The 20,580-nt window shown below is 71.9% G+C and carries 17 protein-coding genes, 1 pseudogene and 1 riboswitch; of the genes and pseudogenes, 8 read left to right on the forward strand and 10 right to left on the reverse strand.

Annotation, left to right across the window (positions count from 1 at the left end):
• Window positions 1-8: 8 nt before the first annotated feature.
• From ET989_RS07715 to ET989_RS15960, 9 genes and pseudogenes are all read right to left on the reverse strand, one after another.
• A complete protein-coding gene (locus ET989_RS07715; RefSeq protein ID WP_131167955.1) occupies window positions 9-2,243 on the reverse strand; it encodes an alpha-galactosidase in 2,235 nt (744 codons plus the stop codon).
• A gap of 25 nt (window positions 2,244-2,268) precedes the next feature.
• Complete coding sequence (locus ET989_RS07720; RefSeq protein ID WP_131167956.1) at window positions 2,269-5,259, reverse strand: glycoside hydrolase family 2 TIM barrel-domain containing protein; 2,991 nt, start codon at window positions 5,257-5,259, stop codon at window positions 2,269-2,271.
• 109 nt (window positions 5,260-5,368) lie between these two features.
• Entirely contained in the window at window positions 5,369-6,259 is an 891-nt protein-coding gene (locus tag ET989_RS07725) for a carbohydrate ABC transporter permease (protein WP_131167957.1), read from the reverse strand.
• On the reverse strand, window positions 6,256-7,167 hold the full coding sequence (locus tag ET989_RS07730; RefSeq protein ID WP_131167958.1) for a carbohydrate ABC transporter permease: 912 nt from the start codon (window positions 7,165-7,167) through the stop codon (window positions 6,256-6,258). Before ET989_RS07730 ends, ET989_RS07725 begins: the two co-directional genes overlap by 4 nt.
• Window positions 7,164-8,498: an ABC transporter substrate-binding protein gene (locus ET989_RS07735; RefSeq protein WP_131167959.1), complete on the reverse strand. Its 1,335-nt coding sequence runs from the start codon at window positions 8,496-8,498 to the stop codon at window positions 7,164-7,166. Before ET989_RS07735 ends, ET989_RS07730 begins: the two co-directional genes overlap by 4 nt.
• 7 nt (window positions 8,499-8,505) lie before the next feature.
• The gene (locus ET989_RS07740) at window positions 8,506-10,638 is read right to left on the reverse strand and encodes a beta-galactosidase (protein ID WP_131167960.1); all 2,133 of its coding nucleotides are present in this window, start codon (window positions 10,636-10,638) and stop codon (window positions 8,506-8,508) included.
• A gap of 94 nt (window positions 10,639-10,732) precedes the next feature.
• On the reverse strand, window positions 10,733-11,776 hold the full coding sequence (locus ET989_RS07745) for a LacI family DNA-binding transcriptional regulator (protein ID WP_131167961.1): 1,044 nt from the start codon (window positions 11,774-11,776) through the stop codon (window positions 10,733-10,735).
• A 64-nt stretch (window positions 11,777-11,840) separates the two neighbouring features.
• Window positions 11,841-13,046: a galactokinase gene (gene galK / locus ET989_RS07750; protein WP_131167962.1), complete on the reverse strand. Its 1,206-nt coding sequence runs from the start codon at window positions 13,044-13,046 to the stop codon at window positions 11,841-11,843.
• 40 nt (window positions 13,047-13,086) lie between these two features.
• A pseudogene (locus ET989_RS15960) lies at window positions 13,087-13,303 on the reverse strand (transposase); the annotation flags it as partial.
• Window positions 13,304-13,403: 100 nt separating this feature from the next.
• Between ET989_RS15960 and ET989_RS07760 the strand changes: the two are divergent.
• Both ET989_RS07760 and ET989_RS07765 read left to right on the forward strand, forming a co-directional pair.
• Entirely contained in the window at window positions 13,404-13,637 is a 234-nt protein-coding gene (locus tag ET989_RS07760) for a YlcI/YnfO family protein (RefSeq protein WP_131167964.1), read from the forward strand.
• A 1-nt stretch (window position 13,638) separates the two neighbouring features.
• Window positions 13,639-13,956 (forward strand): type II toxin-antitoxin system PemK/MazF family toxin, encoded by a 318-nt coding sequence (locus ET989_RS07765; RefSeq protein WP_131167965.1) that lies wholly within the window; start codon window positions 13,639-13,641, stop codon window positions 13,954-13,956.
• A 348-nt stretch (window positions 13,957-14,304) separates the two neighbouring features.
• Here the strand turns inward: ET989_RS07765 and ET989_RS07770 are convergent, their stop codons facing one another.
• The gene (locus tag ET989_RS07770; protein ID WP_131167966.1) at window positions 14,305-14,844 is read right to left on the reverse strand and encodes a hypothetical protein; all 540 of its coding nucleotides are present in this window, start codon (window positions 14,842-14,844) and stop codon (window positions 14,305-14,307) included.
• Window positions 14,845-14,965: 121 nt separating this feature from the next.
• Between ET989_RS07770 and ET989_RS15155 the strand changes: the two genes are divergently transcribed.
• From ET989_RS15155 to ET989_RS07800, 6 genes are all read left to right on the forward strand, one after another.
• Entirely contained in the window at window positions 14,966-15,940 is a 975-nt protein-coding gene (locus ET989_RS15155; RefSeq protein ID WP_180320769.1) for a hypothetical protein, read from the forward strand.
• Window positions 15,940-16,188 carry a sulfurtransferase TusA family protein gene (locus ET989_RS07780; protein ID WP_131167967.1) on the forward strand — a complete coding sequence of 83 codons (249 nt, stop codon included), beginning with the start codon at window positions 15,940-15,942 and terminating at the stop codon, window positions 16,186-16,188. The genes ET989_RS15155 and ET989_RS07780 overlap by 1 nt, the downstream gene beginning before the upstream one ends.
• A gap of 101 nt (window positions 16,189-16,289) precedes the next feature.
• On the forward strand, window positions 16,290-16,895 hold the full coding sequence (locus ET989_RS07785; protein ID WP_165490085.1) for a pyroglutamyl-peptidase I: 606 nt from the start codon (window positions 16,290-16,292) through the stop codon (window positions 16,893-16,895).
• A gap of 56 nt (window positions 16,896-16,951) precedes the next feature.
• A riboswitch (TPP riboswitch) is annotated at window positions 16,952-17,055 on the forward strand.
• 86 nt (window positions 17,056-17,141) lie between these two features.
• Window positions 17,142-17,801, forward strand: coding sequence for a YkoF family thiamine/hydroxymethylpyrimidine-binding protein (locus ET989_RS07790; protein ID WP_131167969.1), 660 nt, complete (start codon window positions 17,142-17,144; stop codon window positions 17,799-17,801).
• Complete coding sequence (locus ET989_RS07795) at window positions 17,798-18,424, forward strand: ECF transporter S component (RefSeq protein WP_131167970.1); 627 nt, start codon at window positions 17,798-17,800, stop codon at window positions 18,422-18,424. Before ET989_RS07790 ends, ET989_RS07795 begins: the two co-directional genes overlap by 4 nt.
• Window positions 18,417-20,549 (forward strand): ATP-binding cassette domain-containing protein, encoded by a 2,133-nt coding sequence (locus ET989_RS07800; RefSeq protein WP_131167971.1) that lies wholly within the window; start codon window positions 18,417-18,419, stop codon window positions 20,547-20,549. Before ET989_RS07795 ends, ET989_RS07800 begins: the two co-directional genes overlap by 8 nt.
• Window positions 20,550-20,580 lie beyond the last annotated feature (31 nt).

Genomic DNA, 20,580 nt, shown 5'->3' on the forward strand with positions numbered 1-20,580 from the left:
CCCGTCGGTCAGCCGACGGCGTCCACGGCGAAGAGCACCACCTGGTCGGGGTCGACCGGCGCGTGGGCCAGCCCCACCTCGGTCAGGATCCTTCCGGGGAGCTCGACCCCGGCGTGCGCCCCCTCGGGGCCGCCGCCGGACGCCTGGCCCACGGCCGTCCCCACGCCCCACCACGGAGGCGGGAACAGGCCGGACGGGGGGGTGCCCACCATCAGGGGGCGCACCCGGTACCGGCGGTCAGGGTCGAGGCCCGCGAAGCGCAGCCGGCCCAGCAGCACGACGTCCGCACGGTCCACGCTGGCGAAGGAGTAGAGCGCCCGCGACCGGTCCGGCGCGATGACGGCGGTCGCCGTCAGCGAGCCGTCGGGGAAGTCCAGCCGCACCAGGTCGCCACGGTGGAGCAGGTCGCGCTGCTGCTTGTGGAACGCGACCCACGCGGACAGCTCGGCCAGGTCACGCTCGGAGGCCCGACGCAGGTCCCACTCAATCCCGAAGTGGCCGAAGAGCGCGGTGGCCGCGCGGAAGCCGAGGTCGTGGGTGCGGCCCGTGGTGTGCGAGGTGGGTGAGGCGACGTGGGAGCCCAGCAACTCGGGGGGGAGGAGTTGCGCCGTCCAGCGCTGCATCATCTGGCGTTCGTGGGGGTCGATGCAGTCCGACACCCACACCCGGTCGGTGCGCTGGAGGATGCCGAGGTCCACCCGCCCCCCGCCCGAGGAACACGACTCGATCTCCAACCGTGGGTGGGCCGCGCGGAGCTCGTCCAGCAGCCGGTAGACGGCCAGGGTCTGCGCGTGGACGCCGGGACGCGCGTCGGGGTGGCTGCCCGCGTCGACGAGGTCGCGGTTGTGGTCCCATTTCAGGTAGGCGATGTCGTACTCCGCGAGGATCGCGAACAGGGCGTCGCGGATGTGGGCGTAGCACTCCGGAATGCCCAGGTTCAGCACCTGCTGGTGGCGCGACGGGACGGGGGTCCGCCCTCCGGTCGCCATGACCCACTCCGGATGGGCGCGGGCGATGTCGGAGTCCAGGTTGACCATCTCCGGCTCGACCCACAGGCCGAACTGCATCCCCAACTGCGTGACCCTGTCGACCAGCGGGTGCAGCCCTTGCGGCCACACCTCGGGCGAGACCCACCAGTCGCCCAGCCCGGCGTTGTCGTCGCGGCGCGATCCGAACCAGCCGTCATCCAGGACGAACCGTTCGACGCCGATCGCGGCCGCCTTCTCGGCCAGTTCCACCAGCGGCTCCAGCCGGTGGTCGAAGTACACGGCCTCCCACGTGTTGAGGGTCACCGGCCGGGGCGTGGCGGGGTGCTGCGGCCGTGAGCGCAGGTAGCGGTGGAAGCGCCGGGCGACGGCGTCCAGGCCCGTCCCGTACGAGCCGTACACCCACGGTGAGGTGTAGCTCTCACCCTCGGTGAGCACCACCTCACCGGGGAGCAGCAGTTCCCCGCCGCCGACGACCTGCTCGCCCGTGGCCAAGCGTTCGGCGTAGTGGGTGTGGTTGCCGCTCCATCCGGTGTGCACCCCCCACACCTCCCCGTGGGCGAAGCCGAACCCCGGCGTCCCGGCGTGCAGCACGGTGGCCGCGTCGGCGCCCGTCCGGCCGCGGCGTCCCTCCCGGAGGTGGACGCCGACCGTGAAGCCGCGCCGTTGGGGCGAGCGTTCCCGGCCCCAGCGGCCGGAGAGGTCGAGGAGCTCCCGCGTCACCGGGGGGACGGGGTAGGCCAGCACCAGGTCGTCCAGCTGGTAGGCCGTGGCGGCCAGGTTGGTGACCCGGGCCCGGGAGCGCAGCACGCCACCCGGCAGCAGTTCGACACGCAGCAGCAGCCCCAGGCGGGCCACGTCGTCGACGGCGGCGACCTCGACGAGCGCGCACCCCCCGGCGACGACGGTCGCGTCGCCGCCCGGCGACTCGACCGCCCGGCCGGCCACGGTGAGGGCCGTGGTGGTGAACCTCGGTGACCAGTCCCGCCCGCCCCGCGAACCGCTGAGACCCGGGCGGCCGGCCCAGCCGGTCCACGACTCGGGGAGCAGCGCCACGCGGACCGGCTCGTCCACGATGTTCTGGGGGATGGGGTGGACGCCGCCCTCGACGAGGCGGAGGGCGTCCGCGGCGGACACCTCCCCGAGGTCGGCACCCCAGTGGGCGAGGGCCGGCAGCCGGCCCCGGGTGCAGTCCAGCAGCACGCTCACGCCCTCGGAGCGCAGGTGGACGAAGGCGTGGACGGGGGTCGTGGTCATCGGGTCCTCCGGTGGGCGGGGGTGGTCAGCCGTCGGCACGGTCGACGTGGCCGACCCTGAACAGGACGGACGCCGCCACCGGACGCGGCCACAGCGCGTGTTCGGGCCGGACGTCCGGCCCGCACGAGCGGGAGCCGAGGCCGTGCTGTGCCAGGTCGAGGTAGAGGTGGACGCCGTGGGAGCGGGGAAGCTCGTGGGGGTGGCGGGCGGCCGTCCACTCCTCGGCGCTGTGGCGCGCCACCACGAAGCCGGGGCGGGCCCCGGCCACGGGGGTGGTGGTCACGCTGAACGAAGGCAGGCCCTGGCCGGCCAGCCGAAGTTCACGCAGCGCCTCGCGGTGCCCGCTCTCCTGCGGGACCGCGTACCGCACGGTGAGGTCGTCGACGGCGGCCGAGAACCGGCCCACGCGCGCGGCGACCCGGCTGTCGGCGTAGTTCTCGCCCGGGCCCGTGCCGAACCACGACGCCTCGGCGTACCCGGCGGGCAGCCGCAGGTGGACGCCCACGCGCGGCCACGTGACGGTCCAGCCCGCCGACGGCTGGACGTCGACGTCCAGCTGCAGGGTGCCGGCTGACCACCGCCACCGCTGCTCGACGGTCAGGTGCTGCGCCGAGTTGGCGGCGGCGAGCAGGTACCGCGTGGTGAGCCCGTCGGGCCCTGGCACCAGCGCCACGAGCCGCGGCTGCAGCCGGTCGAGCCCGGCCTCCCGCCACCGTTCGGCGGACGACGGCCCGTCGACGCCGAGCCCCATGGTCTCGGCCGGGTCGGCCAGCTCGTACGACCCGCGCGTCGCGAGGGAGTCGTTCTCGGTGGGGGCGCGCCACAACGTGACCTCCCCGCCGAGGGCGGGGAGCGGGCCCACCGACAGCAGGCGTCCCCAGCGGTCGAACCGGGCCTCGCCGAGGGCGTACCCCCCGTCGTCGCTGGGGACGGCGGGCTCCGGGGCGGCCACCGGCGCGGCGGACGCCCCCGGCTCGACGACCCCGAGCGGCAGCTGTGCGGTGGTGACCACGTGCCCGGCCGGGGCCCACGGCGTCCGGTCGGCCAGGGCCGCGGTGACGGTGAGCCAGTGCTCACCCGCCGCGCCGCGGTCGAGGGTCGGCAGGGGCGCGGACGTGGAGTCGCCGGCCGCCACCGGCGGTACGGCCAGGACCCCGGACGCCACCGCGCGGCCGTCGACCTCGTGCACCCACCCGAAGGTGAGGTCGCCGGTGTCGCCGTCGTGGCGCCGGTTGTCGACGGTCACCCCTTCGGCCGCCAGGACCACCTTGATGGGCGTCACCACCGCCGCGTACTCGGCGAGCATCGGGGTCGGCGTCCCGTCGGCCAGCACCATGCCGTCGCACACGAAGCTCCCGTCGTGGAAGACCTCGCCAAAGTCGCCGCCATAGGCGTGGAACGGGGTGCCGTCGGCGGTGGCCGTGAGGATGCCGTGGTCGCGCCACTCCCACACGAAGCCGCCGTGGAGCGCCGGATGCGCGTCGAACGTGGCCTCGTACGTGGCGATCCCGCCGGCGCCGTTGCCCATCGCGTGGACGTACTCGCACTCGATGATCGGGCGACCCGGTCGCGTCCGGGTGAGCTCGACGAGTTCCTCGACGGTGGCGTACATGCGCGACACCACGTCGACGTACCGGTCGGTGTGGTCGTTCTCGTAGTGCACCGGACGCCCCGGGTCGCGCCGACGGATCCACGTGGCCATCGCGGCCAGGTTGCCCCCCTGCCCGGACTCGTTCCCGAGCGACCACGCGATGATGCAGGGATGGTTCTTGTCGCGCTCGACCATGCGGTGGGCGCGGTCGAGGTAGACCTCGCGCCAGTCGGGGTCGTCGGAGGGGTTGCCGACCCAGCCGTTCGTCTCGAAGCCGTGCGTCTCGAGGTCGCACTCGTCGATGACCCAGAAGCCCAACTCGTCCGCGAGGTCGAGCAGCACCGGGTGGGGCGGGTAGTGGCTGGTGCGGATCGCGTTGAGGTTGTGCCGCTTCATGAGCAGCATCGCCTCGCGCACCTTCGGGGCGTCGAACACGCGGCCCTCGATCGGGTCGAAGTCATGACGGTTCACGCCGCGGAGGCGGAGGCGGCGTCCGTTCACCAGCCAGGCGTCGCCCACGACCTCGACGCGACGGAAGCCCGTCCGCACCGTGACCGTCTCGGCGGCGTTCGCCACCACCACCTCGTACAGCCGGGGTACGTCGGCGCTCCACGGCTCGACGGGGCCGACGTCGAGGGCGTGAGCCGCCGCGGCGTCGCGAAGCTCGGCCTCCAGACCCAGCTCGGGGCACCTCACCCGCACGGGGTAGGCCTCCGGCGGGCACGACAGCTCGACGGTCAGGGTGCCGCGTCCGGTCGCAGGGTCGCGGTCGGCGCGCAGCCACACGTCGTCGAGGCCCGCGTCGGGGCGGTGCAGCAGGGTGACCTCGCGGAAGATCCCCGGAAGCCACCACTGGTCCTGATCCTCGACGTACGACATGGCCGACCACTGGTGCACGCGGACCACCAGCACGTTCCCGCCCGCCCGGACCTGGTCCGTCACGTCCAGTTCCTGGCGCAGCCGGCTGCCGCGCACGACGCCGACCTCATGGCCGTTGAGCCAGACCCGGCCCAACGACTCGAGCCCGTCGAACCGCAGCCACACGCGCCCGCCGGCGAGCCAGTCGGGCGGCAGCACGAAGCGCCGCCGGTGGTCGCCGGTCGGGTTCGCGTCCGGGACGTGCGGCGGGTCCAGCGGGAACGGGTACTTCACGTTCGTGTAGGCCGGACGCCCCCAGCGCCCGTCGCCGCGCAGCACCCAGTGCGACGGGACGTCGATGGCGTCCCAGCCCGAGTCGTCGAAGCCCGGGTCGGACGCCGCGGCGTCCGCCTCGCCGGCGCTCGGGTAGAGGCGGAACCGCCAGTCGCCGCACAGGTCGAGCACGGGAGAGTCGCTGTCCAGGTGCGCCCGTGGCGCCACACGGCGTCCGGAGCCGGGGGAGATCTCCTCGATGTAGGCGATGTCGGGGGAGGCGGTGGCAGGCATGGGTTCCTCGCTCGGGCGGGCGGTGGTGGCGGACGCGGGCGGCGTCCGGTGGTGGTCGAGGTGGGACGCGAACCCGCCCCCGGCTCGGCGCCGGGGGCGGGGTGGCGGGTCAGCCCTTGGTCGCCCCGACGGTGAGGCCGGCGACGAAGTGCTTCTGGAGCGCGAAGTAGATGATGATCGTCGGGAGGGCGATCATCACCGCCCCCGCTGCCACCAGGTTGTTGTCGGTGAAGAACGCGCCGGACAGGTTCGTCAGCGAGCTCGTGATGGGGAACAGATCGCCGTTCTGCAGCAATACGGTCGCCCAGAAGAACTCGTTGTAGATCCAGGTGATCTCGAGCGTGGCGAGGGCGGCGAGCGAGGGGCGGCACAGCGGGAGCGTGAGCTTCCAGTACTGCTGCCAGATGCTCGCGCCGTCGACCATGGCCGACTCGTAGATCTCCTTCGGCAGGGCCTTCATGTAGTTCGACAGGACGAAGGTGCAGAAGCCGATCTGGAAGCCCACGTTGACCGCGATCAGCCCCCAGTACGAGTTGAGTAGCGTGCCGGATGCGCTGAACCAGAACGGCACCTCGAACGCCTGGAACATCTTGTACACCGGGATCAGCAGGGCCTGGGGTGGCAGCAGGTTGCCAGCCGTGAAGGCGCCAAGCATGACGATGTTGAAGGTCCAGTTGAAGCGGGCCAGCACGAAGGCCACCATCGACGCCAGGAACAGGGTGAGGGCCACGGCAGGGATCGTGATGATCGCCGAGTTGAGGAACTTCTGGGCGAACTCGCCGACCTGCCACGCGGTCACGTAGTTGTTGAGCGTGAACCCGCCGAAGCTCAGGTAGCCGTGCTCCGCCGTGTACTGGTAGTCGCGCAGCGACGCCAGCACCGCGTACACGAGCGGGATGAGCCACAGGATGGTCATGAACGCGAGGAACGCGTGGGTCGCGATTCGGCCCCTCGTCCAAGGGCGCCGCGGCTTCGGCAGGGGTGCGGCGGACGTGGTCATCGGTCCTCCTTCATGACGATGCGCAGGTAGATGATGATGAACACGGTCGAGATCACGAGCATGATCGTCGCCAGCGCCGAGCCGAAGCCGATGCGTTGCGCCTCGCCCACGATGTTGCGGGTGACCTCGGTAGCGAGGAGTTCCAGGCCGTTGCGTCCCCGGTTGATGACCCACACGAGGTCGAACGCGCGGAGCGAGTCGATGAATGTGATGACGAGCACGACCACGTTGATCGGGAACATGACCGGGAACACCACCTGGAAGAACGTCTGCACCTCGGAGGCACCGTCGATCCGCGCGGCCTCCTTCAGGGCCACGTCGACCCCCTTGAGGCCGGCGAGGTAGAGGAGCATGACGTAGCCCACGTGCCGCCACGAGGTGGCGATGAGGGCCGACCACAGGTTGATGTTGGGATCGCCGTACCAGTCGATCGTCGTGCCCAGGAGGGCATTCAGCAGGCCCTGGTCGCGGCTGAACATCAGCTGCCAGATGAAGCCGATGAGGGCCATCGACAGCACCACGGGCAGGTAGAGCGACGTCTGGTAGAACTTCGTGTGCGAGGCCTCGCGATCGAGCAGCACCGCGAGTAGCAGGCCGATCGGCGTGGCGATGCCGAAGAGCACCAGCAGCCAGATCACGTTGTGCTGGATGGCCGGCCAGAACGCGGGGTAGATCGTCGCCGCCTCGGTGTACCACCGGGTGCCGACGAACTTGGCTTCGCTGAACGGGCTGAACCCGTCCCAGTCGAAGAACGACATCACGATCGTGGCCATGGCCGGCACCCACACCAGCGTGGCCGCCACCGCCGTCGGGATGAGGATCATCAGCGCGACGGTGACCCGGTCACGGGTCGACAGCCGGGCTTTCCGGTGCCTGCCCGTGACCGGCGCTTTGGTGGCCGCCGTCATGACGCGAAGATCGACTTCTTCTGGGCCTCGACGTTCTTGAGGATCGAGGTGATGTCGTCAGGGTTCTTGATGAAGCTCTGGATCGCCGGCCCCATGACGGTGGAGGCGAAGTCGGGCCGCGAGTCGCGGTCGAGGAACAGCGCCACCTCCTTGGCGTCCTTCAGCACGGCCAGCATCTTGTTCTGCAGGTCGGTGTACTTCGTGACGTCCGCCCCCTGGCTCGTGGCGATCACCGACGGGTCGGCCTGCACCAGGATGTTCTGCGCGTCGGCGGTGCCCAGGTAGCCCAGCCACTTCTTGGCACCGGCCTCGTTCTTCGGCCGCCGGGACATCATGTAGCCGTCGGTCGGTGCCTCGATGGCGCCGGTGCCGATGGTGGAGTCGACCTCGGGGAACACGAAGAAGTCGAGGTCGTCCTGCTCGGCGCCCTTGGCGAACTGCTGCGCCGCGAAGGTGCCGAGGTAGTACATGCCCGCCTGGCCCTTCTGCAGGGCCTGGGCGGCCTCCTGCCAGCTGCGTCCCAGCGCGTCCGTCTGGTGGTAGGGGAGCAGCCCCTTCCACAGGTCGAACACCTTGGCCACCTTGTCGGAGGTCCAGTCCTCCTTCCCGGCCATCAGGTTGATGTGGTAGTCGTACCCGTTGACGCGCAGGTTGAGGATGTCGAAGGTGCCCATCGCCTCCCAGCCGTCCTTGTCGGCGAACGCGAGGGGGGCGAGGCCCTTGCCCTTCATCTTGTCGCCGAGCGCCTTGAACTCGTCGATGGTCTTGGGGACGGTGTAGCCGTTCTCCTCCCACACGCTCTTCCGGTACAGGACGACCCACGGGTAGTAGGTGGCGGGGATGACGATCTGCTTGCCGTCTTCGGTGGAGCACGCCTTCTTCAGGCCCTCGGGAATGCCCTGGATGCCGTTGTACACGTCGGAGAGGTCGCCGACGAGGTTCTTTGAGGCGAAGAAGCGGGCGCGGTAGCCGGCGAACCAGCCGAAGGCGTCGTCCGGCGAGCCCTGCAGGTAGTTGTTGATGTTCTCCTGGAACGTGGTGTGGGCAACGGTGTTCATCTTGACGGTCAGCCCCGCGTTCGCGTCCTGGAACGCCTTGGCCACGGCCTCGATCGCGGCCTTCGGGACCGGATCGGCCTGGTTGTTGCCGAACGTGATCTCCCCGGACGCCGCGGCGCCGGGGATGGTCGAGGTGCCACCGCTCGTGCAGGCGGACAGGCCCAGGGCGCCGAGGGCGAGGGCGCCGCCGAGCAGGGTGCGACGGGAGAAACCGCTCACGGGGGCGGAGGGGAAGCGTGCGAGGTACTCGGCTTCGGTCTGAGGACGGGACATCTTTGGCCTACTTTCCTTGGGTGGCTGACTGACGGACGGGGTCGGTGGGTGGTGTGGTGTCGGCGAGGACCAGGCTGTCCCACGGGTCGAGGGTGAGCCGGTGGCCTGCAGACAGGGGGACGCCGCCGACGAGGTCGTCGACGCCATGGGGGGTGACCGCGTGCGCGACACTCCCGCTCCAGTTGTGGACGAAGTGGACCCTCGTCCCGTTGGCCACGCCCGACAGGACGGTGACCGGGGTGTCTCGGCGCCAGGCGGCCGCGACGGGGGTGGGGACCAGGTGCCGCACGAGGTCGGCGCCGAGGGTCCTGTCGGGCACGGTGCCCACGTACGTGACGCGGCCGCGCCCGTGGGCGCGAGTGGTCACCGCGGGGAACCGGCCCAGCTGGGGGTGGTCGTAGCGGGCGAGCACGTCGGCGTCGTCCACGAGGAGGTGGTCGGCCCACCACTGCCCGGCGGCGCCCCCGGACACCGCCATGCCCTCGCCGACGACCGGCACGGGCGACCGCAGCGAGGTGAATTCCTCGTAGTGGACGCCGCCCGCAGGGCCTACCACGTCGGGCGCGACCGCGAACCGTGCCCGGGACTCCTCGTCGCCGTATCCGGTGCGCGGACCGACGACGAGGTGACCACCGGCGGCCGCATAGGCGCGGAGCTTCTCGAGTTGCCCGGTCGTGGCCACGTAGAAGGCGGCGGCCACGAGGACGGGGAACCGGCGCGCGGCGCCCGACGCGGTGAGTTCGTCCCACTGCTCGGCGTGCAGGAAGCGTGCCTGGGCGCCGGCGTGCAGCACGGCGGCGTGGAAGGCGTCCACGATGTCGTGGTAGGCACTGGCGCGCGGCGAACCATCGGCGTTGCAGAGCGGCGGGAAGTCCTCGAACGACTGCTTGCTGTCGGTGGAGTAGAGCAGGGCGACGTCGGCGTCCGGGGTGTAGCCGTCGAGGCGGTCCCCCAGCCCGGCGAGCACGTCGCCGAGCGCTGAGACCTCGGCGTAGATGCGGCCCGGCACCTGGCTGTGGGGCAGGACGCCGCCCCAGTAGGTTTCGGTGCCGAAGTGCAGGGTGTGCCAGTGCCAGTACTCGATCATGGAGGCGCCGCGGGCGATGAGGGCTAGCGCGCTCTGGCGGATCTGGCCCGGGTAGGGTGGGAAGTGCTGCCACCACCAGTTGATCGACTGCAGGTTGGTCTCCGTCACGAGGAACCGTTCCTGTCGCAGGGCATAGCCGCGGTCGCCCAGCTCGAGCAGGCCGGCCACCCCCGTGCGGATCCAGTGGTCCGGACGCGTCAGCTGCTGGGCCAGGTCGAGGTGCTCCTCGACGCCGTGGTACGCGTTGAGGGCCGGCACGTCGAGACGGCGGACCACCTGCTCCTCGTGCACGGCCGGGCGGTCGAGCGCGACGCACGTGGTGACGAACTGGTCGTCGCGCATGTACTGCCGGACGAGGTCGGCCTGCCAGCCGATGAAGCCGGTGACCAGCTCGTCCTGGTAGCGCCGCCAGGCCAGCGCGTACTGCGGTTGCAGGTTGCCGTCCGGACACCACAGCTCCGACCAGTCGCCGATGCGGTGCGACCAGTACACGAGTCCCCAGGCGCGGTTGAGGGTCTCGACGTCGCCGTAGCGCTCGCGCAGCCAGTTGAGGAACCCGACGAAGGTGTTGTGGTTGTGCAGCAGCATCGCGCCCGGCTCGTTGTCGACCTGGACCCCGATGACGGCCGGGTGTGCCGCGTACCGGGCCATCACGGCGCGGATGACGCGCTCGGCGTGGAACCGGAAGGCGGCGTGGGTGATGTCGACCTCCTGCCGCCGTCCCCAGCCCTGGGGCCGGCCCGTGGCGACGTCGCCCGCGATCTCGGGGTAGGTCCGCCACAGCCACGGCGGAACCGCATAGGTGGGCGTCCCCAGGATCACGCCGATTCCCCGGGCGTGGGCGCCGTCGAGCACGGGCTGCAGCCACTCGAGGTCGAACTCCCCGTTCCGGGGCTCCCAGGTGGACCACACGGACTCGCCGACGCGGATCACGTTGAAGTGAGCCGCGCGCATCAGGTCGAGGTCGCGCTCGAGGTCGAGGCTCGGCTGGTACTCCGGGTAGTAGGCAGCGCCGAACCGCAGGGGGTGCGGGTGCTGGGCTGTGATCGTCATGGGACTTCCCGGGAGCTGGCCTACGAGACGGACCAAACGTTACCGGTAACATTTCGCATGTGGCAAGGGTTCCGGAAAAGTCGCTCCGTGGCTTTCAGGGTGCGGGGATGCCCCCGCCCGGGCGGCCCGTGGACGCGCGCGGGACGAGCTCCCCGACCGGCATCCCCAGGTCGGGCGGCCCGCCGCCGCCCTCCAGCGCCAAGAGCGCCTGCACCGTGTTGCGTCCCATACGGGGGAAGTCGACGGCCACCGTGGTGAGCGGCGGCCAGTAGTACGCCGTGTCCGCGATGCCGTCGTAGCCCGACACGCTGACGTCGTCCGGGACCCGGACGCCGTGCTCCTGCAGCCAGAACAGCGCCCCCAGAGCCAGTTGGTCGCTCGCCGCGACGATCGCGGTGGGGGCGTCCGCGTGGGGGTAGGACGCCATGGCCTCGTAGCCGGCGGCGGCGCCCCACAGCCCCTGGGTCTCGCCGCAGTTCGTCAGGCCCCGGCGGGCGAGCGTCTGCCGGTAGGCCTCGCGGCGGTTCCGTTCCGCCAGCCAGGAGACCGGGCCCCCGATGTGGAAGAAGCGTTCGTGGCCCAGGTCGGCGAGGTGGCTCACGACCCGGGCGAAGGGGTGTTGGAGGGCGCGGTCGTCGTCCGGGCCCAGGACGGGCTCGGCCTCCACGACCCACGGGACCCTCAGCCGTTCGAGCTGCAGCAGCCGCAGGATCGGGTCGGAGGGCGAGATGACCACGACCCCCGCCAGCATGGTGCGGTTCATCAGGCGGACGGCGTTCCGCAACGACACGTTGTCCTCCGGGTCGACGCGGAGGATGTCGAGGATGTAGCCCGCGGAGCGCGCGGCCTTGGCCGCCCCGGCCAGGATGCGCTGCGGCGCCCAGTCGTCGATGTCGAACACGAACGCACCGATCCGGTGCGACTTCTTCGTGGAGAGGGCCTGCGCGACGTCGTTGACCTGGTAGTCCAGGGCCTTCACCGCCTGCTCCACCCGCTCGCGGTTGCCGGGTCGCAGGGAATCGCCCTTGAGGTAGCGGGACACCGTCTGGTGGCTCACACCCGCCGCCTCCGCGACGGTGTAGATCGTGGCGGGTCGGCCGGGCGGGCCGCCCTCCGGAGCGGAGGCCTCGATCGCCATGCTCGCCGTCACCTCCTCACGGGCGTCCGCGGCCCACCCGGAACGTTAGCGGTAACGCACGGGCTCAGGCCACCCGGCCGCCGGGCGCGGACGCGCGGGCAACGAGGAACGCCGGGGGGTTGAACCCGTGCTCGGCGAAGGCCGAAGCCACGGCGTCCGCCACCCGCGACTCGGCCCCCCGCTCGACGAGCGCGATGGCCGAGCCCCCGAACCCGCCGCCGGTCATCCGGGCACCCCGGGCCCCGGCGTCGCGGGCGGCCGACACCGCGACGTCGAGCTCGCGGCAGCTGACCTCGTAGTCGCCCGCCAGCGAGGCGTGGGAGCCGTCCAGATCGGGCCCGATCTTGGACAGCCGCGAGGCCGACACGAGGTCGATCACGCGGCGCACGCGCTCCTGCTCGGTGAAGACGTGCCGCGCGCGGCGAACCTCCTCCGGGTCGTCCAGCCGCGCGAGGGCGGCCTCCGGGTCGGCCACCTCGCACAGCGTCCGGACGGCGAGGCGCGCGGCCGCCCGCTCGCACGCGGCCCGCCGGCTCGCGTACTGGCCGTCGGCGAGGGCATGGGGGGCGCGGGTGTCGATCACCAGCACGGCGAGGCCCGCGGCGTCCAGGTCGAGCGGGACCTGCCGGACGGAGGCGTCACGGCTGTCGATGAGCAGGGCGTGCCCGGCGGTGGTGCGGAGCGCTGCGGCCTGGTCCATGCCGCCGGTCGCGGCCCCGGCCACCTCGTTCTCGGCGCGCACGCAGGCGGCCGCGAGCCGGGTGCGGCCCGCGTCGTCGGCGCCGAGGGTCCCGTCGTGGAAGAGCTCGTCGAGGGCCAGGGCGACCGCGGTCTCGAGGGCCGCGGAGGAGGAGAGCCCGGCGCCCAGGGGCACGCAGGAGGCGATCGCCGCGTCGAACCCGCCCACGGGGAGGCCCTCGTCGCGCAGGACCCAGGCGGGCCCGCCCGCGTACGCGATCCAGCCGGCCGCCCGGCCCGGGCCGAGGTCGTCCAGAGAGCCGGTCCACGGCTCGTCCGCGCCGAGGTCCGAGACCAGCCGGACGAACTCGTCGTCGCGGCGCGCCAGCGCCACGAACGTGCGGTGGGGCAGCGCGAACGGCAGGCTGAAGCCGCCGTTGTAGTCGAGGTGCTCGCCGATCAGGTTCACCCGGCCGGGTGCGGCCCACACGCCGTCGGGCCGGCTGCCGTACGTGGCGAGGAAGAGGTCCGAGGCCCTCCGGACGCCCTCCGCGTCGTCCCAGGCGGGCAGGAGGGAAAGGTGGTTCGACATGACCCGCAGCCTAATGCGCCCCCCCCTCGGCCGACGCCCGGGACGGCAAAGCCTTCTCGTAGCGGGTCTGTCGGGTCAACAGCCAGTCGGGGTAGAAGCTGCCCTCCCGCAGCTTCGGCACCGCGACATCCAACGTGCCGATCCGGGTGTCGAGGTCACGGTGGCGGTAGCCGTTGCGGCGGTTCACCCGGGCTCCGTGACGGACGCCGTGCGAGGGCGCCGCAGATCTGGTCGGCCTGCGCGGACAGGATCGTGCTCACGAACATCTTCAGGTCGACGTTGTCGGGGAGCTTGTGCAGGCGGTCCGTGATCGGGTGATGAATCCCGAATAGGGATGCAGCGTGGTATCGTCAAGCCATGAGCACGCAGATTGCTGTCCGCCTGCCCGACGAGATGGTGGCCTTCCTCGACAGTGCCGTGGCCGAAGGCAAGGCGCCCAGCCGGGCCGCGCTGGTCAGCGCCGCCCTCGAACGCGAGATCCGTCGCCAAGCCGCCGAGCGCGACGCCGCCATACTTCGCGAACGAGGTGCCGCCGACGACTTGGATTCCTTGGTCGACTGGACGATCACCCACGCCAAGCTCGCCGACTGACGTGCGCGAGATCTGCCTGGCCCAACTCGACAAGACCCGGCCAGTCGTCGTCCTGACCCGCGAGGCCGCACGAGCCGCGATGACCAAGGTCACAGTCGCCCCCATCACCACCACTGTCAAAGGACTGAGCAGTGAAGTGCCGGTCGGGGCTCATAACGGCCTCGATCAGGACAGCGTGGTCTCCGTGGACAACGTCGTCACCATCCCGGCGCAGCTCCTCGGTCGAACGGTCGGCTTCCTCACGACCGATCAGGAGAGCCTCCTGGCCAGGGCCATCGTGCTGGCTTACGACCTTGACCTCCCCCTGCACAGCGGGTGAATCGCGACTCGTCCCTCCGGGAGGGCAGCCTCACGGCACCACGCGTAGGGCGGCCCGCGTGGGCTCATCCAGGACTGGCGTCAGGCCAGCCCTGTGGCGGTCCGAGATCCAACCGTGAGCAGTCATGGCGAACACGCTGCCCTGGTGCGCGTCAGTGACGTGGTTTGAGAACCGCCAGGCGCTCGCCCACTGCAGTTCGTTGGCTGTGATGACGGCGCGTCCGGTCCGGCACACGACCGTGATCAGGATGCCGGTAGGAGCGCCGGGCCGGAGGAACGAGTTCGGTGGGGCGAGTTCCATGCGGTGTCCCCACCCTTTGCGTCGCGTGGTCTTGCCCGCCACCCTCCCTCACCCCGACACGCCGCAATGGGCCATGCCTACGACGACGATGTCCCGAGGCCAGCGCTCGCGTCGGGTGCCGGTGCGCACGATCTCGCTGGGGAGGCTCGCCGACCGCACAACGACGCCGAGACGATGATCCACTCCTACCTGCGTCACGGCCTCGCGCCCGGGGACCACCGCGACCACCGGCTCGACCAGACCGACGGCAGCGGCTGCGGGGCCATCGACGGGCTCGACACGGTGGTCACCGTCATGACCGACCCTGACCTGGTCGACGACCACAAGCGCCTCGTCCGCAGGCTCATGGGCGCGAGCTTCGACCGCGCCAACTACCTCCGTGTGCTCGGCGCGGCCCTCATGCTGCGCGCCCGCGAGGACACCTACTTCGCCGACGAACACGGTGGGCTGCAGGCCTTCGGCTACGACATCTGGCGCTCCCGCCAGCTCGCCGAGACGCGGCTGCCCCTGCCGTCCCAGGAGGTCGACCGCCACCGCTTCGTCATGGCGCGGGTGATGATCGCCATCGCGACCCTGATGATTGCTCACCGGCGGCACGCTGCCGCTGGTGGCGCGCGTCCCGGGCTGACGGCCCGTGGCGAACCCTGTGATCCGCCCCGGATATTAGTTACACGTTCGTTGTATAAATGGCCGGACCGGAGGACTCACCATGAACGACCAGCTGAACCTACGAGACCTGCGACGGGTCGACACCCTGCAGATCGTGGTCAAGCAGGAGGCCCCGTTCCTGCCCAAGGTGGCGTTCGTGTTGATCACGCTCGCCTCGATGGGCGGGGCGTTCTTCACCGGCACCGGCATGGGCCTGGGTCCGGGGGCGCTCGTGCTGCGCTGGCTCACCCTGTGGTCGCTCGCGCTGGCCGGTGGCTTCCTCGTCTGGCGGCTGGCCTACCTGCGCGCCAGCGAACCCGAGGCCGCCCAGCACGAGACCGACGCCCTCAACACGACGGCGCTCACCCACGCCGACAAGGTCGCGCGCTGGGTCGCACCGCTGGTGCTCATCGGTGCGCCCGGCGCGCTCGTCGTCCCGGTCGTGGGTGGCTGGCAGTGGCTCAGCTACGGCCTGGTCGCCGCGTCCGTCACTGTCGCGGCCCTCCTGCTCGGCGGCGTCTCCCGCCGCGGCTTCGCCTTCCCCGCAGCCCTCATCCTCGGCCTCGCGCTCCTCGGCTGGGCGGTTCTGGACGCCGGGGCGGGCTGGCAGGGCGGCGTCCGGTTGCTGCACCTGGCGGCCTTCACGCTCTGGCTCGGCGGCGCCCTGTGGAACATCCTCGTCGCCATGCCGGCCGGCCGCGCCCACCCGACCGTCGACGCCGTGCTCGCCGGCGCCCGCCAGCTCGACCGGTTCCGCTGGGTGGTGCGGTTCGCGCTGCCGACGATCATCGTCACGGGGCTGGTCATGGCCTGGGGCTACTCGATGATGCCGCTGGTGTTCTGGGTGTCGTTCCCGGGCGTGCTCATCCCGATCAAGGTGCTGGCGATCATCGCGCTGGTCGTGGTGTTCATCACCTGCCCGCTGTTCCGGCGCTGCTCGCCGGTCCCGGGCGTGTGCAACATCGACGACCTCGCCGACGCCGACGCCGACACCACCCACGCCCACGCCCGCGACCTCGCCGACGCGGGGGCGTGATGGCAGACCGCGTCCTGCTCGACAACCGGAAGACGCCGTGCGCCGTCGGCCTCATCAAGGCCGCGCGGCTGATGGCCGAGCTCGACCCGGGCACCATCCTCGAGATCTGGCGCCGTGACCGCTTCGCCCCGTGGGAGATCCCGATCTGGGCCGAAGCAGACGGCCACGCGGTCGAGGCCCTCGGCTGGGACGGGCGCTGGCCCGCTAGGCACATGGTCTTCGAGGTGACCAAGGGGAGCGGACCCTAGCCTCGAACTACGTCTCGTAGTAGAATGCCGAGACCCGTAGGACAACGGGGTCCTGCGGGTGCAACCCTGCCCGCCCTGCGATGGGCACCATGCGCGTGCTGGTGACTGGTTTCGGTCCGTTCCCCGGGGTGTCCAACAATCCCTCCGCCCTGGCCGTCAACGAGCTGCAGCGACGCGCCGACACTGGGCGCTTCCCCGGCGTCCAGGTGGCGACGGCGATCATCCCGGTCGACTTCAAGGTCATCCCCGGGCAGATCGCCGAGATGATGCGCCTGGTCCGCCCCGACGTCGTGCTCTGCACCGGGGTCGACATGGACGCCGAGGCCATCACCGTCGAGCGCGTCGCCATCAACCTGGTCGACGCCGCCATGCCCGACACGTCCGGGGCGCAACCGGTCGACCGTCCGGTCATCCCCGGTGCGCCCGACGGGTTGTTCGCGACCATCCCGGTCAAGGCGGTGCGGGCGGCGATCGAGGGCATCGGGGTCCCGGCCGAGCTGTCGCTGTCGGCCGGCAGCTACGGCTGCAACGCCGCCATGTTCGCCGCCCTGCAGAACGCGCGGCCGGGCACGCGGGTGGGGTTCCTGCACATTCCTTCGTTGAAGGTGCTCGGCACGGCCTCGGCCACGAAGGCGCTGGTCGCGGCGCTCCGGGCGTGCGCCGAGCACGAGACCGACCTCGACGAACCGGGCGGCACCCTCGCCTGACCAGCGTCGATGGAGCGGGGGCGCAACCCGGCCGTCCATCGGCTAGGGTGGCCCCAGCAATGCCCCCGGGGAGCGCGCCAGCGCTGAGAGTGCCATCCGGCAGACCCGTGGAACCTGAACTGGGTAACACCAGCGGAGGAAGTTGGGCAGGAGGCCGCGCCCGCGGCATCCATCACCCGACGTGTGCGGCCCGGCCGCGCGCGTCCGGGCCGAGTCCAACCCACCCCCAGGGGCGGGAAGGACGAGATGGAACCCGCCACGGGGGAGCCCACCCCCACCACCTACGGCATCGGGGCGCGCGTGTCCCTGCACCCCATGTCAGCCCGCTTCGAGGACATCATCCTCGGTGCCCTGGCCGACGCCGACGCCGCCCGCGGTGACCTGACGACCCGTACCGGCGTCGTCAGCACCTTCGTCGGCGGCGACGAGGCCGACCTGCTGGCCTACCTCACCGCCCTCATCGGCGCCGCCGCCCGCCGCGCGGACGGCGACCACCTCGCTGCATCGGTGCTGCTGTCCCGCGGCTGCCCCGGTGAGGTCACCTGCGACCTGCGCAGCGGGCCGTGGGCCAGCGACGGCACCCTCGCCGCGGAGCCGACCGGCACCACCGCGGTCGCCGAGTGGTCGCTCTACCCGCTGCTGGACGCCGACCCGGCCGCCAGCGCGGGTGCGGCCCTCGACCACATGGAGCCGATCATGGCCGCCATCGAGCAGGCCAAGCAGGTCGGCCTGTACGACGGATCCGACCACTACGTGACCCGGCTGCGCGGCGACATCGCCGACATCCTCACCCTCGTGACCACGGCGTGGCGCGGCGTGGGTGGGGGCGTCCAGCACGTCACGAGCCACCTGTCGTTCTCGATCAACTCACCCACCGAAACCCGCACACCCCAGGAGCAGTCATGACCCAGACCAACCGCACCGACCAGCCCGTCCGCGCGCCGCAGGGGAGGGGATTCGGGTTGAAGGAGATCCTCGCCGTGGTGACCCTCGGCGTGGTGTTCGGCTTCCTGTACTACCTGCTCGTCCAGGGCTGGAACGCCCTCGCCGTCGCCATGGGACCCTTCGGCGACCTCGCCCAGAACGTCCTCATCGGCGGCTGGTTCGTGGTCGCCCCGCTGGCCCTGTTCGTCGTGCGCCGCCCGGGTGCGGGGCTCGTCGCCGAGATCATGGCCTCGATCGTCGAGTTCGTGTTCCTGGGCAGCCCGGTCGGGCCGATCCTGCTGCTGTCGGCGACCGTCCAGGGCCTGGGGTCCGAGCTGGGCTTCGCCCTGTTCCGCTACCGCCGCTACGACTTGGTCGCGTTTCTGGTCTCGGGGCTGACCACCGCGGTGTTCAGCTTCATCTACTCGACCATCCGGTTCGGGTGGCTGGGCCAGACCCTGTTCGAGACCCGCCTGGCGCTGCACCTCACGTCCGGCCTCGTCCTGTGCGGCGTGCTGGGCTGGCTCATCGCCCGCGCCCTGCTGCGCACCGGCGTCCTGCGCGACCTGCCGGCCGGACGGGCGGCCGCCCTCGACCGTGCCTGACCCGACGATGCCCGACCCGACGATGCCCGACCCGACTGTTCCCGACCCGACCGTGCCCGGGACGACGACGGCCGACCCGCTCGTGCTCGACGGCATCACGGTCGCGCACGACGCAGAGCCCGTGGTGGCCGACGTCAGCCTCGCCGTCCCGTCGGGCGGCCTCGTGGCGCTGACCGGGCCGTCGGGGTCGGGCAAGTCGACACTGCTCGCGGTGGCGGCCGGGCTCGTCCCGCACGCCCGCTCGGGCGACCTGTGGGGACGCATCACCCACCGCGGCGCCGACGTCACCCTCGACCCGCCCTGGGAACGCGCGGCCTGGCTGGGCTTCCTCGCCCAGGACCCCGCCTCGTCGCTGTGCCTCACCCACGTGCGCGACGAACTCGCCCTGCCCCTGGAGAACGCCGGCCTGCCCCGCGAGGCGATCGGCCCGCGCGTGCAGGAGGTCGCCGATCGGCTCGGCGTCGCCCACCTACTCGACCGCCGCACCAACCAGCTCTCCGGCGGCGAGCAGCAACGCGTCGCCCTGGCCGCGACCCTCATCGGCGACCCCGAGGTCGTGCTGCTCGACGAACCGTTGAGCATGCTCGACCCGGACGCCGCAGCCTCCGTCGCCGGCCTGCTCCGCCGCGAACTCGGCGGGGACGGCCCCGCCGCCGTCATCGTCGAGCACCGCGCCCGCGAGCTCGAGCGCGCCGGGCTCGTCCCGGACGCCGTGGTGCGGCTCGGCACGCCGGCCGTGGGGGAGACCGACCGCAGCCCGGGGCGTCCGGGGGAGGTGGTGCTGGACCGCGAGCTGACCGGGGTGCGCCGCGACGCCGAGGGCCCGGTGGTGGTCGACGGCGTGCGCGTGGCGTTGCGCGCGGGGACGGTGACCGCGCTGCTGGGCCCGAACGGGTCGGGCAAGACGACGCTGCTGATGGCCCTGGCCGGAGTGCTGCCGGGGGGCGAGGCGGCGGGGGAGGGCGTGGGTATGGTGTTCCAGCGCCCCGAGAACCAGTTCGTCGCGACCACCGTGCTGGGGGAGGCCTCGTACGGGGCGTCGGTCGAACTCGCGCGCGAGCTGCTGGCCCGCGTGGGCTTGGCCGGGCTGGAGGACCGCAACCCGCACACCCTGTCGCTGGGCCAGCAGCGCCGCCTGTCGGTGGTCGCGATGGCCGCGCAGGACCACCCGGTGCTGCTGCTCGACGAGCCGACCTTCGGCCTCGACGACGCGGGCGTGGCGGCGGTGGAGTCGCTCATCCGGTCGCTGCGCGACGAGGGTCGGGCGATCCTGTTCGCCACGCACGACGTCGAGCTGGCCGACCGCCTGGCCGATAACCGGCTGGTGCTGCCCGCGCCGCCGCCCGGCGAGGTGCGCGCCCCGCGCGAGCGGGTGCCCGACTCGTTCCTGGCCCGCTGCTCGCCGGTGCTCAAGCTCGCCGTGGTGTTCCTCGCCTCGGTGGGGCTGCTGGCCACGACCGTGTTCTGGCCCGTGCTGGCGGTGTGGCTGCTGGCCACCGCGGCCGTGCCGGTGCTCGCCCGGGTGTCGCTGCGGCGCACGCTGCGGTTCCAGGTGCCGATCTTCTGGTTCGCGCTGTCGACGTTCCTGGTCAACCTGTTCAGCCGACCCGGGGAGGCCCTGGGTGGGTGGGGCATCTTCGTCGCCACCGAACCGGGGCTGGCGTTCGGCCTGGCACTGGCCGCCCGCACGCTCGCGATCGGCGGGCTGGCTTCGGTGTTCGTGCTCAGCACGGACGCGGTGTGGTTCGTGAACGCGGCCCACTCGCAGGCGCGCGTGCCGGTGCGGTACGCGTACGCGCTGTTGGCCGGCTATCGCCTGCTGGAGTTGCTGCCCGACGAGTGGCGCACGATCCGGGCTGCCCACGCGGTGCGCTCGCGCGGCCTGGGCGGCGGCCGGGTCGCCTGGGTGCGCGGCTTCGCCCGGTCGGCGTTCGGCCTGATGGTCGTCGCCCTGCGGCGCGGCCAGCAGTTGGCTGAGGCGCTCGAGGCCCGCGGCCTGGGCCGGACGCCCCGCACGATCTGGCGTCCGGTGCGGTGGGGCTGGCGCGACGTGGTGCTGGGTGTGGGTGCGGTGCTCCTGGCGGCCGGGGTGGTGCTGGGTGGGGTTCTGGGCTCGGTCAGCTGAGGTGCGCGTAGCATCCATCCTGGCTCGCCGC

Origin of the sequence: Propioniciclava sinopodophylli (assembly GCF_004324755.1) — a bacterium.
GTDB classification, from domain to species: domain Bacteria; phylum Actinomycetota; class Actinomycetes; order Propionibacteriales; family Propionibacteriaceae; genus Propioniciclava; species Propioniciclava sinopodophylli.

Bases quoted from the DNA above. Each gene is read 5' to 3' on its own strand.
- ET989_RS07715 (WP_131167955.1), bottom strand. From the start codon at position 2,243: ATGACCACGACCCCCGTCCACGCCTTCGTCCACCTGCGCTCCGAGGGC.
- ET989_RS07720 (WP_131167956.1), bottom strand. From the start codon at position 5,259: ATGCCTGCCACCGCCTCCCCCGACATCGCCTACATCGAGGAGATCTCC.
- ET989_RS07725 (WP_131167957.1), bottom strand. From the start codon at position 6,259: ATGACCACGTCCGCCGCACCCCTGCCGAAGCCGCGGCGCCCTTGGACG.
- ET989_RS07730 (WP_131167958.1), bottom strand. From the start codon at position 7,167: ATGACGGCGGCCACCAAAGCGCCGGTCACGGGCAGGCACCGGAAAGCC.
- ET989_RS07735 (WP_131167959.1), bottom strand. From the start codon at position 8,498: ATGTCCCGTCCTCAGACCGAAGCCGAGTACCTCGCACGCTTCCCCTCC.
- ET989_RS07740 (WP_131167960.1), bottom strand. From the start codon at position 10,638: ATGACGATCACAGCCCAGCACCCGCACCCCCTGCGGTTCGGCGCTGCC.
- ET989_RS07745 (WP_131167961.1), bottom strand. From the start codon at position 11,776: ATGGCGATCGAGGCCTCCGCTCCGGAGGGCGGCCCGCCCGGCCGACCC.
- galK (WP_131167962.1), bottom strand. From the start codon at position 13,046: ATGTCGAACCACCTTTCCCTCCTGCCCGCCTGGGACGACGCGGAGGGC.
- ET989_RS07760 (WP_131167964.1), top strand. From the start codon at position 13,404: ATGAGCACGCAGATTGCTGTCCGCCTGCCCGACGAGATGGTGGCCTTC.
- ET989_RS15155 (WP_180320769.1), top strand. From the start codon at position 14,966: ATGAACGACCAGCTGAACCTACGAGACCTGCGACGGGTCGACACCCTG.
- ET989_RS07780 (WP_131167967.1), top strand. From the start codon at position 15,940: ATGGCAGACCGCGTCCTGCTCGACAACCGGAAGACGCCGTGCGCCGTC.
- ET989_RS07790 (WP_131167969.1), top strand. From the start codon at position 17,142: ATGGAACCCGCCACGGGGGAGCCCACCCCCACCACCTACGGCATCGGG.
- ET989_RS07795 (WP_131167970.1), top strand. From the start codon at position 17,798: ATGACCCAGACCAACCGCACCGACCAGCCCGTCCGCGCGCCGCAGGGG.